This is a genomic window from Stieleria tagensis, assembly GCF_024129865.1.
Lineage (GTDB): Bacteria > Planctomycetota > Planctomycetia > Pirellulales > Pirellulaceae > Stieleria > Stieleria tagensis.
On the sequence record NZ_JAMYFE010000014.1, the window covers coordinates 83,616 to 97,527 of the forward strand.

11 protein-coding genes are annotated in these 13,912 nt (G+C 57.1%); 8 read left to right on the forward strand and 3 right to left on the reverse strand.

Annotation, left to right across the window (positions count from 1 at the left end; genetic code table 11):
• Nucleotides 1–242: 242 nt before the first annotated feature.
• The 4 genes from NHH03_RS01755 to NHH03_RS01770 are packed head-to-tail and all read left to right on the forward strand — an operon-like array spanning nt 243 to nt 4,627.
• Entirely contained in the window at nt 243–1,115 is an 873-nt protein-coding gene (locus NHH03_RS01755; protein WP_253154007.1) for a hypothetical protein, read from the forward strand.
• Nucleotides 1,112–2,848, forward strand: a complete 1,737-nt coding sequence (locus NHH03_RS01760) for a formylmethanofuran dehydrogenase subunit A (protein WP_253154008.1) — start codon at nt 1,112–1,114, stop codon at nt 2,846–2,848. Before NHH03_RS01755 ends, NHH03_RS01760 begins: the two co-directional genes overlap by 4 nt.
• Nucleotides 2,841–3,797 carry a formylmethanofuran--tetrahydromethanopterin N-formyltransferase gene (gene fhcD / locus NHH03_RS01765; protein WP_253154009.1) on the forward strand — a complete coding sequence of 319 codons (957 nt, stop codon included), beginning with the start codon at nt 2,841–2,843 and terminating at the stop codon, nt 3,795–3,797. Before NHH03_RS01760 ends, fhcD begins: the two co-directional genes overlap by 8 nt.
• Complete coding sequence (locus NHH03_RS01770) at nt 3,794–4,627, forward strand: GltB/FmdC/FwdC-like GXGXG domain-containing protein (RefSeq protein WP_253154010.1); 834 nt, start codon at nt 3,794–3,796, stop codon at nt 4,625–4,627. Before fhcD ends, NHH03_RS01770 begins: the two co-directional genes overlap by 4 nt.
• A 1,353-nt stretch (nt 4,628–5,980) precedes the next feature.
• Here the strand turns inward: NHH03_RS01770 and NHH03_RS01775 are convergent.
• Complete coding sequence (locus NHH03_RS01775; RefSeq protein WP_253154011.1) at nt 5,981–6,322, reverse strand: hypothetical protein; 342 nt, start codon at nt 6,320–6,322, stop codon at nt 5,981–5,983.
• Nucleotides 6,323–6,786: 464 nt separating this feature from the next.
• Between NHH03_RS01775 and floA the strand changes: the two genes are divergently transcribed.
• Together floA and NHH03_RS01785 are read left to right on the forward strand one after the other, a co-directional pair.
• Nucleotides 6,787–7,734, forward strand: a complete 948-nt coding sequence (gene floA / locus NHH03_RS01780) for a flotillin-like protein FloA (protein ID WP_253154055.1) — start codon at nt 6,787–6,789, stop codon at nt 7,732–7,734.
• Nucleotides 7,735–7,754: 20 nt separating this feature from the next.
• Entirely contained in the window at nt 7,755–8,630 is an 876-nt protein-coding gene (locus tag NHH03_RS01785; protein ID WP_253154012.1) for an alpha/beta hydrolase family protein, read from the forward strand.
• Here the strand turns inward: NHH03_RS01785 and NHH03_RS01790 are convergent.
• Together NHH03_RS01790 and NHH03_RS01795 are read right to left on the reverse strand one after the other, a co-directional pair.
• Nucleotides 8,627–9,670: a DUF3500 domain-containing protein gene (locus NHH03_RS01790; RefSeq protein WP_253154013.1), complete on the reverse strand. Its 1,044-nt coding sequence runs from the start codon at nt 9,668–9,670 to the stop codon at nt 8,627–8,629. The two genes, NHH03_RS01785 and NHH03_RS01790, sit on opposite strands and share 4 nt — an antisense overlap.
• Nucleotides 9,671–10,139: 469 nt before the next feature.
• Nucleotides 10,140–12,134, reverse strand: a complete 1,995-nt coding sequence (locus tag NHH03_RS01795) for an alpha/beta hydrolase family protein (protein ID WP_253154015.1) — start codon at nt 12,132–12,134, stop codon at nt 10,140–10,142.
• A gap of 125 nt (nt 12,135–12,259) precedes the next feature.
• Between NHH03_RS01795 and NHH03_RS01800 the strand changes: the two genes are divergently transcribed.
• Complete coding sequence (locus NHH03_RS01800) at nt 12,260–13,396, forward strand: lactonase family protein (RefSeq protein WP_253154017.1); 1,137 nt, start codon at nt 12,260–12,262, stop codon at nt 13,394–13,396.
• 235 nt (nt 13,397–13,631) lie between these two features.
• Entirely contained in the window at nt 13,632–13,760 is a 129-nt protein-coding gene (locus NHH03_RS27805; RefSeq protein ID WP_261364025.1) for a hypothetical protein, read from the forward strand.
• Nucleotides 13,761–13,912: the final 152 nt, after the last annotated feature.

Sequence of the window (13,912 nt, forward strand, 5' to 3'; positions counted from 1 at the left end):
AGACCCAGAAAAATTGGAACACCGATCACCCGTGGCGTGATGTTGCTGGGGCGCGCGATTCATCTGTTGGTGTGGAGGATTTAGGGGTGGGGGGAGAGTCTGAACCGTGGCCGGTCCAGCTACGGGGATTGGGATTGGGTGTGTGTGCGATGCTCACAGCACGGTGAGAGAATTGACGTTAAACTGTGCGACGGCATGAATGTGCTGCGTTGGATTCAATACTGAAATTGAGTGGATTGATCATGAACCGTTTTCAAAGGCCTGTTTTCGTTTCGCTGGGGCTGATTTGTCTGGGGGTTCTGTTGACCGCCGGCGAGGTGGCTGGGGATCCACCAGGATTTGGCGCAGCGGCCGGTGGGCAAACGGCGGTGCCGTCCAACGAGGTCACCAATTTCACCGGCAAACTCAAGGGGTTTCAGCGTGGCCTGGTGATCGTTGAAAAAGACGACGGCACCGAAGCGATGGTGATGCCACCCGACCAAATCTCTTCGTTTCAATTCGTTGCCAAAGCTTCACCGGCATTTTTACAGCGTGGCATGCTGGTTCGTCTGACGGGCAATTTTGGGCCCGGTGGCGTGCCCTTGGAACCGATCGCCAAGATCACGTTGTTCCAGCAGGTGGATCTGCGATCGATCAAAGGTCGGGCCAAGGATCAATTCACTCCGGGAATCCACGGAGATCCTAAGCCGGGCAATCCCAACCAGCCGATGACGGGCAAGTTGACCATCGTCGGAAGTCTGATCGGCGTGACACCCAATGGTATCCTGGCATTGCAAGCCGGAAGAATGCCCATTCAAGTCCCGGTCAACGCGGATACCGAATTGGAAGTCCGCTACAACAATTTGTCGCTGGCAAAGGAAGGCGACAAAGTCACGGTGGCTGGTTTTTATCAAGCACCCAATGAAAACCAGGTCAAAGCCGAGCGGATCACGGTCACCACCGATCGTGTCTACGGCGAAGTTCAACCGGGCGAACAGAAAAACAGCCGACGCAAGCGTGGCGAGAAAAAGACGGAACCGGTCGACGAAGCCAAACCGGACAACACAGCCGGCAGCGGCAAACCAGGCGCCGATCCAGACCAAGCGGCGGAGGCCGACGACGAAGCGGGTTTATGAAAACACTGATTCATGGAGGGCGTGTGATCGATCCGGCCAGCGGTGTTGATCGGACGGAAGACGTTTGGATCGCGGGCGATTCGATCATCGACGGCAATGCATTGCACCGCGATCAAGCCGACGTGTTGATTGATGCCACATCGTCAGTCGTGATGGCCGGTGGGATCGATATTCACACACACATCGGCGGTGGCAAATTGGCAATCGCGCGGATGTTGATGGCCGACACCATCGACGACTCCGCTCGAGCCACCGCGACACTGGCGGCTGAGTCGCCATTTTTGCCTTCGGCCGCCGTTGCCGCGCAGCGGTATTTGGAAATGGGATACACCGTCGCGTTTGAACCCGCGGTGATTCCCTGCAACGCCCGCGCCGCCCATGCCGAAATGGCTGACATGCCTGGACTGGCTACCGGCGGATTTTGTTTGCTGGGCAATGACGAGCTATTGCTGCAATTGATCGCTCGTCAAAGCCCGCAGCGGTTGATCAATGATTATGTCGCCTGGATGGTCCGAGCCACCCAGTGCATTGCGGTCAAAGTCGTTAACCCGGGTGGTATTTCGGCCTTCAAGTTCGCCGATCGACCGCTGGATGTGGACACGCCGCACCCGAAATATGGTGTGACACCGGCAGACATCATTCGTGTACTGGCACGGGCCGTACAAGAGATCGGTTTGGTGCATCCGCTGCACATCCACTGCAGCAATCTGGGCGTGCCCGGCAACATTCGATCGACGATCGCGACCATCGAGGCTGCCGCCGGGTACCCGATTCATCTGACTCATGCCCAGTTTCATTGTTACGGCGACAACAGTCGGCATGGCATGTCTTCGGCCGCCAGCGAATTGGTTGCGGCACTTGTCAAACACCCCAATGTGACGATCGATGTTGGGCAAGTGATGTTCGGGCAAACGGTCACGATCAGTGCCGATTCGGCGCATCAGTTTGCCAATCGAAAACACGCCTCACCGCGAAAAACAGCGATCGTCGACATCGAGTGCGAAGCCGGTTGTGGCGTCGTACCGTTTCGTTATCGTCGTCGCCAGTTTGTGCATGCGTTGCAGTGGGCGATTGGATTGGAATTGTTTTTGATGATTGACGACCCCAGTCGCGTTTTTCTGACCACCGATCATCCCAATGGTGCACCGTTCACCGCCTATCCGCATCTGCTGCGTCTATTGGGTGATCGCTCGTTTCGTGAAACCGCCCTGGCGGAGATCCATCCGGATGCCGTCGCCGCCAGTTCACTGGGTGGGATCGATCGCGAGTACACGCTTGCCGAAATTGCGACGATGACGCGCAGCGCGCCGGCGGCCATCATGGGTCTGGGAAATCGCGGCAGGTTGGACCCGGGGGCGCTGGCCGATGTGGTCGTGTATGGCGATGTTGCTGCCTGCGCCGGGATGAACTTGGAGCAAATGTTTCGTTCCCCCAGCCATGTTTTCGCCCGCGGTCAACATTTGATTCGCAATGGCACACGTCAGAGTGCGCCGATCGATCTGTCGAACGCCGATCCGTTGCCGCACCAAACTTTGACCGCCGATGTGTCATTCGATCCCGACTCGGTCGGCGAATTTCGCGAATGGTACAAGCAGCGATCGAGTTTTGATTTTCATCGGCTTTGGATCAGTGATGACGAAATGGAATCAGTTTTGCGTAGTCGACCTGACCGTCAGCCGATTGGGCACAGTGGTTTGAAATCAATCGTTGGCCAGGGGGAAACCAATGAGTGACTTGAACCCGTCGGCTGGCCCGTCACCAGGCGAGACATTGCTGATCAACGGTGTCCGTATTGAACCAACCTTTGCTGAAGCGTTCGACATGAAAGCGACGCGAATCATCATCACTGCGAACGACGAAATCTGGGCCGAGCATGCCGCGTCGGCGATGAGTGGTTTTGGGACCAGTGTGATCGATTGCAAATTGGAGATTGACGTTGAAACACCGCTGTGGCCCAAACAGACGCCCGATGGACGTCCGGGAATCGCATTGTTAGCGTTTGCGATGTCGGGCGATGAATTGGAAAAACAAATCGTTCGTCGTGCCGGTCAGTGCGTGTTGACCTGTCCCACAACGGCCTTGTTTGCCGGGCTGGAAGGCCCTCAGTACGCCGATGAAAAACGAATCGGACTGGGGAAATCACTGCGCTACTTTGGTGATGGGCACCAGATCAGCAAGGTGATTGACGGCAAACGGTTTTGGCGGATTCCGGTGATGGATGGTGAATTCATTTGTCAGCATGACGCACCACGAGTGTCAGGGATCGGTGGCGGAAACTTTTTGTTGATCGCCAAGGATATCGATGCTGCCAGCCGTGCTGCCCGTGCCGCGATGGCTGCGATCGAGCCGATTCCCGGTGTGATCGCTCCGTTTCCCGGTGGCGTCACACGCAGCGGTTCCAAGATCGGGTCGAAGTATCCGTCGTTGGTGGCATCGACCAACGACGCCTATTGCCCGACGTTGCGGGGCGTGACGGAATCGAAGTTGCGTGACGGCGAGAATGCGGTGTTGGAAATTGTCTTGGACGGTTTGACTGAGCAATCGATTTGTGCGGCCATGCGAGCCGGGATTCAGTCGGCCTGTGATTGTTGCGGAGAACACGGATTGATCGCTGTCAGCGCCGGCAACTATGGCGGCAAACTCGGCCGTCATCATTTTCATTTGCACGAGATTCTGGCATGACCGCTTGGCATTTTGTTCGTCGCAGCGGCCCCCAGCGATCGATTGATGCAACTGCGATTCGTCGACGTGACTTGGCAAAGATGACGTTGGGGGAAATCGAATCGCTACCAATGGTCGCAGACGGAAACGCCGTTGCGCTAGGGGAACTGTTTTCTGTCGTGGCGGATCTAGATGCTTCCGATCAGGTTGTGATCGAAGGCGATTTGAAAAATGTGCATGGAATCGCAGCGGGCCATGACCAAGGTGAATTCTTGGTGCGAGGAAGTGCCGGCAACGGTTTGGGGTCTGGCATGACCGGCGGCAGTGTGTTGGTCGAGGGAGACGTCGGCAATTTTTTGGCGGAACCGATCGGAGCCCACAAGATCGGCATGTCCGGCGGCAGCATTTCGGTGACCGGCAACGCGGGTGATTACGCCGGTCATCGGATGCGCCGGGGCACCATTGTGATCGGCGGATCTGTCGGCGCAATGCTGGCTGCGTCGATGGTGGCCGGAACGATTTTTGTCGCGGGGCCGGTCGGCGAGAACGTGGGTGTGGGGATGAAGCGGGGGAGTTTACTGTTGGCAAATGCAGACGAGTTTGTTGCTCAGGCCGACGCCGATTCGCTCGGAGCGTGTAGACGGTTTTCGACACCGCAGCGATTTGAGCCGTCGTTCTTGGCACTCTACCAGGACCCACGGGTACTGAACGTGATCGGGCAGATGCAGCGATTGCCACTGTTTCGAACACGAGCCGACCGCAGCGTCGGTGGCCAGGCCGAAATTCTATTCACCGTGTCAGCCGCGACCGCGTGCGGAATCGGCTACGAGGAATCCACCGCAACGCCGTAGCTGGGCCGGCCACGGTTCAGAACCTCTGCATCCCAGGCATCGGAACCCTTGCGGGTCCGCTACGAGGAATCCACCGCTACGCCGTAGCTGGGCCGGCCACGGTTCAGAACCTCTGCATCCCGAGCATCGGAACCCTGGCGGGATCCGCTACGAGGAATCCACCGTAACGCCGTAGCTGGGCCGGCCACGGTTCAGAACCTCTGAATCCCGGGCATCGGAACCCTGGCGGGATCCGCTACGGGAAGTCCACCGCAACGCCGTAGCTGGGCCGGCCACGGTTCAGAACCTCTGTATCCCGGGCATCGGAACCCTGGCGGGATCCGCTACGAGGAATCCACTGCAACGCCGTAGCTGGGCCGGCCACGGTTCAGAACCTCTGTATCCCGGGCATCGGAACCCTGGCGGGATCCGCTACGAGGACGCCACCGCAACGCCGTAGCTGGGCTGGCCACAGTTCAGAACCTCTGCATCCCGAGCATCGGAACCCTGGCGGGATCCGCTACGAGGAATCCACCGCAACGCCGTAGCTGGGCCGGCCACGGTTCAGAACCTCAGCATCCCAGGCATCGGAACCCTGGCGGGATCCGCTACGAGGAATCCACCGCAACGCCGTAGCTGGGCCGGCCACGGTTCAGAACCTCTGCATCCCAGGCATCGGAACCCTGGCGGGATCCGCTACGAGGACGCCACCGCAACGCCGTAGCTGGGCCGGCCACGGTTCAGAACCTCTGCATCCCGAGCATCGGAACCCTGGCGGGATCCGCTACGAGGACGCCACCGCAACGCCGTAGCTGGGCCGGCCACGGTTCAGAACCTCTGCATCCCGGGCATCGGAACCCTGGCGGGATCCGCTACGAGGAATCCACCGCAGCGTCGTAGCTGGGTCGGCCACGGTTCAGAACCTCTGCATCCCAGGCATCGGAACCCCGGCGGGATCCGCTACGAGGACGCCACCGCAACGCCGTAGCTGGGCCGGCCACGGTTCAGAACCTCTGCATCCCGGGCATCGGAACCCTGGCGGGATCCGCTACGAGGAATCCACCGCAACGTCGTAGCTGGGCCGGCCACGGTTCAGAACCTCTGCATCCCGGGCCTCGGAACCCTGGCGGGATCCGCTACGAGGAATCCACCGCAACGCCGTGGCTGGGCCGGCCACGGTTCAGAACCTCAGCATCCCAGGCATCGGAACCCTTGCGGGTCCGCTACGAGGAATCCACCGCAACGCCGTAACTGGGCCGGCCACGGTTCAGAACCTCTGCGTCCCAGGCATCGGAACCCTGGCGGGATCCGCTACGAGGACGCCACCCCAACGCCGAACAATAGAACCCTGACGGGCGCAATCAGAAGTGGATCTTAAGCGCCGATCGTGTTGCCAGCGGATCGGAAGTGGTCGTCGTTGCCTCGGCTGGATTCAACCATCACAAATCGCTCTCGCCAAAGCAGTTTTTGCAACAGTCCGGGGCGGCGTAAATTGGGGTCATCCGCGCTGATCAAATGGCATTTTCCGCGAGCGGTCACCAGGCGTAGGTGGCCATCCTCCAAGACTTTATCGACCACCCAGAATTTGTCGACGACATAGCGGTACGTTTCGCCTTTGCTGGACGCAACGACTTGGCTAGCGCGGCGGCCTGGATTGGCACCCTGCTTGCTTTTTCGGTAGACGGCCCAGTCGCCCTCTTTCCATTCTGCTCGCATGACGGAACGCTCCGATACAGCTAAATCACTCACGCGTGGCGGTCGGTGGAGGCCAGCGGAGCGACGGTGATTTGTGATGGGGATGGTTTGCCTTACCCTAGGTGGTCTAAATGTTTTTCAACAGTTGAAAACGTGTTTGCGACAAAGTTTCCCGCGGAGTTTCATGAATTCTTTGCAAAGCGATTTGTAACGCATCGGGATACCGTCAAACGCAACTTCAAGAGTTCGGGGCTGCGGTGGGGCCTGAATTGCCCACGCCAGGCTTGCGTAGGTTTACAATGGCGTTTTAAGATCCCCCTAACACGAGTGGATCGGAAGGATGGGTGACTTCACCGATCCCGCCCGATCGGTGAAATCGATCACGCCCTAGGAAGGAACGCATCATGCTGCTCGCCCCGTCGTCTTTATCTGCAGTCGCGCTTGCGGTTAGTTTGCCGATTGCCAATACGGCATTTAACGCGGCAATGATCGTGATTGGCGGCGTGGTTTTCTTGGTCTTTGCGATCGTAATGGGATTCTTTGCCCTGAAGTACGGGAAACTTTGGATTCAAGCCTACATGTCGGTGGCAGATGTCAGCGCGCCGAGTCTGATTCGAATGCACTTCACGAAGGTGAATCCGAATGTGATCGTGCAGGCCAAAGTGATGTCGGCGCAGGCCGGATTGGATATCGGTCGCAAGGCCGGGATTAGCACGCGGCGTTTGGAGGCCCACTATTTGGCCGGCGGTAACGTGATGAACATCATTCACGCGATCATTGCCGCGGCCCGAGCGGAAATTCCGTTGGACTTTGACCAAGCGGCCGCGATCGACTTGGCCGGGCGCGACGTTTTGGACGCGGTTCAAACCAGTGTTTATCCCAAAGTCATCGATTGCCCCGATCCCACCCGCAGCGGCAAAACAACGCTCAGTGCGATCACCAAGAACGGCATCGAGCTGCGGGTGCGTGCTCGCGTCACGGTGCGGACCAATTTGGAACAACTGATCGGCGGAGCGACCGAGGACACGGTGATTGCTCGGGTTGGTGAAGCGATCATCAGTTCGATTGGATCAGCGGAGACGCACTTCAAGGTGTTGGAAAACCCCGACATGATCACTCGGGTTGTCCTTGACCGTGGACTCGATGCGCAAACCGCGTTCGAAATCGTCTCGATTGATATCGCCGATATTGATGTCGGTGAAAATATCGGCGCCCGATTGCAGAGCGATCAAGCCGAAGCGGACACGCGAGTGGCTCAAGCCCAAGCCGAAAGTCGTCGTGCCGAGGCGGTGGCTCAGGAACAGCAGATGCGGGCCAAGGTTGCCAGCAACAAATCCCACCTGGTGCTGGCCGAGGCGGAAGTGCCACGAGCGATGGCAGAAGCGTTTCGAGCCGGCCGGATCAGTGCGCCGGGTAGCATCGGGTCTGAGTGAGATTGATTGGCGATTCCGCGTTGAATATCCACCCCACCACCTCCTATCGCGTCAAATTTCCCGCTGGTTCACCAACCGCGGCCGATTCGTCAGCCGATTTCGACGGCATCGAACTGACGGGGATCGTCGATCGACCGGCCGATGTGTCGCCGCAACACAATCTGCCAGTCGCGGTGTTCTCGCATTGTTTTACCTGCAACAAAGATCTGAAGGCGACCGTTCGCATCAGTCGCGCGCTGGCGAAATCCGGCATCGCGGTGCTGCGGTTCGACATGACCGGGCTGGGCGGTAGCGGGGGGGATTTTTCGCAGACCAATTTCACAACCAATTTGGCGGATTTGGCCGCAGCGATTCGCTATGCTGATTCGCAAATCGGTCCCGTGAGCACCTTGATCGGTCACAGTTTCGGTGGGATTGCATCGCTCGTCACCGCGGCAAAGGCCCAGGACGACAGCGACGAATTGCCGTTGTCGCAATTGGGCTTTGTCGCGACGTTGGCAGCGCCCAGTGATACCGGACACCTGGCGACACTGCTGACACAGATGAATCCCGCGATCGAATCGGCAGGCATCGCAACGGTCACGATCGGCGGGATCGATTGGCAGATCCGAAAGCAGATGTTGGATGATTTTCGTCGACACGATGTGGCGAAATGGTTGCCAAAAATCAAATGCCCGGTGCTGCTGATGCATTCACCCGTCGATGAAACCGTGGGTTTTGACCATGCGATTCGATTGATGTCGTTGATCCAGACCCAGCGTGACGACGCGACAGCGCCGAACACACCGGTCAGTTTGCTGACGCTTGCCGGCGCGGACCATTTGCTGATCCGCGATCCACGCGATCTGATTTTTGTGTCCGAGCAACTGGCCAGTTGGATTCACCGCAGATTCTAACGTGGGCTTGGTTTGGCGGGGGCGTCACCATGGTCATGATCATGGCTGTCACCGTGCTTATGACTGTGATCATGGTCCAGGTAGTGTTGCCGCAACAAGTCTTTGCCGTAATCGTTGCCGTTGGGGGTGCGAAGCACGGCATGGATGTGGTCGCGCGTCGGTTCGCTGGTACGAAACGGAGCGACACGTCGTTGGTGATCGAATTCGATTAACACGACCGGACTGTGAACACGGTAGTAATACACACTGTCGGGTTCCGTTTGGCCGACCCAAGCGAAATAGGTGCGGTCGAGATGCTGCTTGACCTCCGCCATCTTCACTTTGGCATGTCCGGGATCTTGATTGCCGACAAACAGCTCGATCACACTGAGTAATTGTTCCCGCTGGCTCTCGTTTAGTTTCGATGCCGGAATTCCTGCGTAGTCCAGATCCAAGTTGTCTTGGTAGGCCTGTGCCAAGGCATTGTTTCCAGGCTTGTCGGTTGACAAGATGGCTTGGGATTGTTGTTCGGGATCCAACGAACGAATCAACTTGTAGCCGGCGTTTTGCTCGTCTTGCAGAATGATGGTGCCTTTGAATTTACCGCTGGTCGCGTGTACCGGTTCGCTGCCAACAAACAACGGCGACATCACGACTTGATCGCCCAAGACGAAATAGTTGACGACCAAGTGGTGGCCATCAATTTGCCATCCCCAGGGCTGGTCACTCGACGGTTCCCCCATGATGGTGATCCAGTACAACCACTCGCCATATTCGGTGTAGTTGTTCGCCAGTTCAGCAAGTGTTCCGTTGAGCTTCATGATGTCTTTTGACAGTTTCAGGCCTTTGGCGCTCAAACTGGCCCCCATCAAATCAAACGCGAGTTTGCGTTGGGCTTCCGACATTTCGTCGAAACCGACACCCTGGCGTTTCGGCGAGTGGCGGTTGTCCCATTTGCGCCATTCCGAGTCATCGACCGGGAAACGGGTTCGCTGTCGTTGCCGGTCACTTAGGCTGGCGAGAAATGCGGTCGCAGCATCAACCACTGGTTGGGTACTCACCCCGGTCGATTGAATTTTAAACAAGCCCGGTTCGATTTTGCCATCGGCAGCGACACCGCGAAAGGGTTCTGCGAGTGCGGGGTTGGCGCCGCCGGCGCGCCCCCTGCCGCCCGGCGGTTGAGATAGAGCTGTGCTGGCGACTGCGCAGAGGGCGACGAAACAACCCGTTGACCCTATCCATTGAATTCGAAACATTTGTCGACCTGTGTGAGAGAGTGGGAGTAATGGGAAGAGGAAAAGAATGCGATCGGTGACGCTGGCATCGCTTTATCTCTTAGCCCGAGTGTGGAGAATCAAGCTGCACCGTTGTGCCGGACTCTTGAAGTTGCAATTTTATGGTAACCCGAAGCGTGAGCGAGGGATTCCGGGTGTTAACGGGATCCCTCGCTCCCGCTTCGGGTTGCCAAAAACCAATGCCCCACGCAAAAGCGCAACTTCAAAATGTCATCTTCGATTTGCGGGTGGATCATCACTGTTCACTGGAATCATAATGGGCGTTGATGGTTTCGATCCGTTGGGATGCGAGTTGGACGACGTCGGGCAACTCGATGATCCGACTGATGTTTAACAGATCGGGGGCATCGCGGTTTCGCCTGGGAAGCCCATTGAGTGTCAGTTCGTCGATCCCATCGGAAAACAGTGCGGCGTACAACGCCCAGACCGCGGCATCTTGATCCCCACTGACTTTTAAGGATTGCCATTGCAGTTGAGGAACGTCGCGGAGCGCCTGGAGGGATCGATGGACATCATAGATTTGCATCCCGGCTAACGTTTGTCCCAGCAGCATGAACCGTCGCCGGATATGCGTTCGTTCTCGATCGTTGTCGGTCCAGTGGGTCGGTCCGATGCCGCGCGGTGCGACAAAGGCCACGTTCTTGTGCGCTGATGAGGACTGCCATTGGGCGAGAAGTTTTTCGTCCGGTTGGATCGCCGGCAATTGATCGGGAAAACTCGCCGCCAGCATCGGCGACCATTTGTCCCAGCCGGCGTCATCGAGAACCACGATTTCCAATGGCCCGTTGTTGTCGCCCGCGTGTTGGAACAGGTAGATCGGTAAACGGTAGGGCGTCTGGCTGGTGAACTCGATCAGGCTGGCGTTGACCGAACCAGAATTGGATTTAATGACTTTTACGTCCAACGGTTCGGCGGGATCTGGCCAACCACCAAAGCAACGTTGTGAGATTTGTTGGCGCAAGGCTTGAGACGATTCTTTCGTGTCGCCAGTGAAATCGCCGATCGATGCCGTTTCGCCAAAACTTTCCTGGATCGTGGTGACCCGCTGGTCTGCTGGCAGTTCGTCAAATACTTTGAGTTGCTGTTTTTCAAACAACGGCTTTGCAGCCATCTCGACTAGTTCATCATCCTTCTTCAGAAAGCGATTGAACCAGCGAAAGGCTCCGATGCGTAGTTCTTGCGTGTCCTGATGGGGGCCTTCGGTGATGTGCAAGCCTAACTTTCCGCTGGCGTCGTACAGCGAATAAATCTGTTTCGTTTTGGTGTACACATCAACGACGCCGTCGAGTGGGAAAATACGGTCTTTGTCGCTATTGGCGATCAACAGTGGGCGCGGCGCGACCAAGGCGGCGACCATTGGAAAATCCCAGCGATAGGTGTTGACCATGTACATGCAGTCGCAATGGCCCTCCACGCACCCGTCGACGACATGATTTTTCAGACTGGTGATTCCTGCGACCGGCACCGCCGCTTTGATCCGCTGGTCGATCGCAGCAATCCACCATGAGTAAGCACCGCCGCCGCTGCGCCCGGTCACACCGATTCGATCGCCATCGACTTCATCACGCGATTGAAGATAGTCTAGTGAGCGGATGCAGTTGTATGCCTCCACGCCGGCCGATGAATAACCGCGATTGTTCCACCACCACATGCCTTCGCGATAGGTGCCATGGTGAATGCCCTCGATTTCGCCTAACTGGACGGTATCGATCGTTAAACAAACGTATCCATTTCTGGCAAACCAAGCACCATGATGTTGGTAGTGCGTCTTGTTCCCCAGGCTGACTCCATCGGCCATTTCCTTGCCGTGACCGCAGACATACAAGATTGCCGGCAGTGGTCCCTGTTGATCGCGCGGTCGATAAAAGTTAGCGGTCACATACAACCCAGGCATCGATTGGAAATGCAGTCGTTCGACGATCACGCCCTGTTCTTCCAGTGATCCTGTCACGGTTGCTGCAAGGTCTGTCTTGGGTGGCATCGGATCCAGGCAAAGCATTTCCAACAGTTGCCGTCGGTACTCGTTCCGCCGCTGCGTCCAGTCGTCCAGGGTTTTGATGCCGGCAAACGTTTGCTCGGTCAGTTTGCTCGTTTCGGCGCGGAAGTAGTCGGCGAGCAGTGAGTCGCCGTGATCTGACGGCGATGCCGTGCTGGCCGGCGCGGTTGATTGAGCGCTGACGTTGGAGAACATCAACAGGCAGCTGAGGGTCAGCAGTGATCCGATTCGCATGGGAGGATTTGGTGGGGATTTTGGGGGAGGGATTGGGATCGTGTCGGAGCGAAGGCTTTCGCTGGTTTACAATCATGCCGTCAACGTTTAGCGATTGTTAGTTTAACCTTACCAAGAGTGTACCGATGCGAACTGTCGTGTTTCTGTGTCTAGTCGGATGGGCAGTGACGGGAGTTGCTGAAACGTGGGTCTATTTTGGCACTTACACGCGAGGTCAATCAGGCAGCGAAGGGGTTTATGTTTCGACATTGGATGAAGTGACCGGCGCGATCTCCCCGCCGGTGTTGGCGGCGAAAGTCAACAATCCATCATTTGTTGCGATTCATCCGAACGGAAAAACATTGTATGCGGCTTGCGAAGCCGATGCAGAAAACGGCGGAGTGGCTGCGTTTTCGATCAACGACGATGGTCGGTTGACCAAGTTAAATCAGCGTTCCACAGGTGGCGGGGGCGCCTGTCATGTTGCTGTCGATCCGACCGGTCAATGCGTCGGAGTCGCCAACTACGGTGGCGGCAGTTGTGCGTCGTTTTCAATCCGCAGCGATGGGTCGCTGGGTGAAATCGCATCGTTTCATCAGCATGCCGGACGCGGCGCCGACCCCAAACGTCAATCGGCGCCGCACGCACACTCGATCAATTTTAACAGCACGGGTACGCAAGCTTTCGTCGCCGATTTGGGGACCGACAAAATCATGCTGTACGACGTCGATCTTGGATCAGGAAAGTTGACACCGTCCCAGCAGCCGTCGCTGGCGATGCCCGCCGGCGGTGGGCCCCGGCATTTTTGCTTTGTGCCAGCGGCTGATTCGACTTTCAATGCTGCCGTTTCAAATTTAGAAATGACTTCGCAAGTTGCTCTCTTGAGCTATGACGCTGATGCACGTCGATTGACGCTGGGGAACGTTGTGTCGACGCTTCCCGCCGATGTCGATGGGGTTTCCATCAACAACAGCACCGCGGAGTGTCTCGTGCATCCCAACGGAGCGACGGTTTACGTTTCCAATCGGGGGCACAACAGCATTGCGATGTTTCACTATGATTCGACAGCGGAGCAGTTGACGCCGATCGGGCATCAGTCGACACAGGGCGAAATACCACGCGGATTTGGGATCGATCCGTCGGGGCGGTTCTTGGTTGTGGCCAATCAGAAATCAGGCAACATCATTTCGTTGAAAGTGGATCCGGAAACCGGCACGCTCACCCCGGCTGGCAGTGAAGTCAAACTCGATTCGCCAGTCAACGTCCGCTTTCTGGTCCGCTAAACCGGAGCATTCATTTTGAAGCCAGCGATTATCACAACCCGACGCGTTAGTTTTGAAGCCAGCGCTTTCGTGATTCACTCGCCCGCCCCGCGGGAGAGTGAAGAGATCGAAGCGGCACTTTGCCGGTCCATTTGAGTTGAAAAGGCTAATTGGTGCTGGCTTCACAAAACGCGTGAGCGAGGGATTTAGTGTGTTGACGGGATCCCTCGCTGACGCGTCGGGCTACCAAAAACTCATGCCTCATGCAAAAGCACAACCAATCAAATGGTTCACCAGCCGTCGAGCACTCGCTGGCGGTTCCATGGCCCAGCCGAATTTCTTTGCCCACTCGCTAGGCAGTGGTGCATTGGTGTTCGGCAAATGAATCGCAGGCTGGCTGTCAGTTGCCGACGTGGGTAGTAAAAACGCAATTTTTTTCGTTGTGTTTCTTGAGTGTTTTAGGTGCGTGGGTTCAGATTTGTCGGCGGCTGTTGGTCATTTGGTATGGCCGTTGCTGTGCAACCTGGGTGATCGATA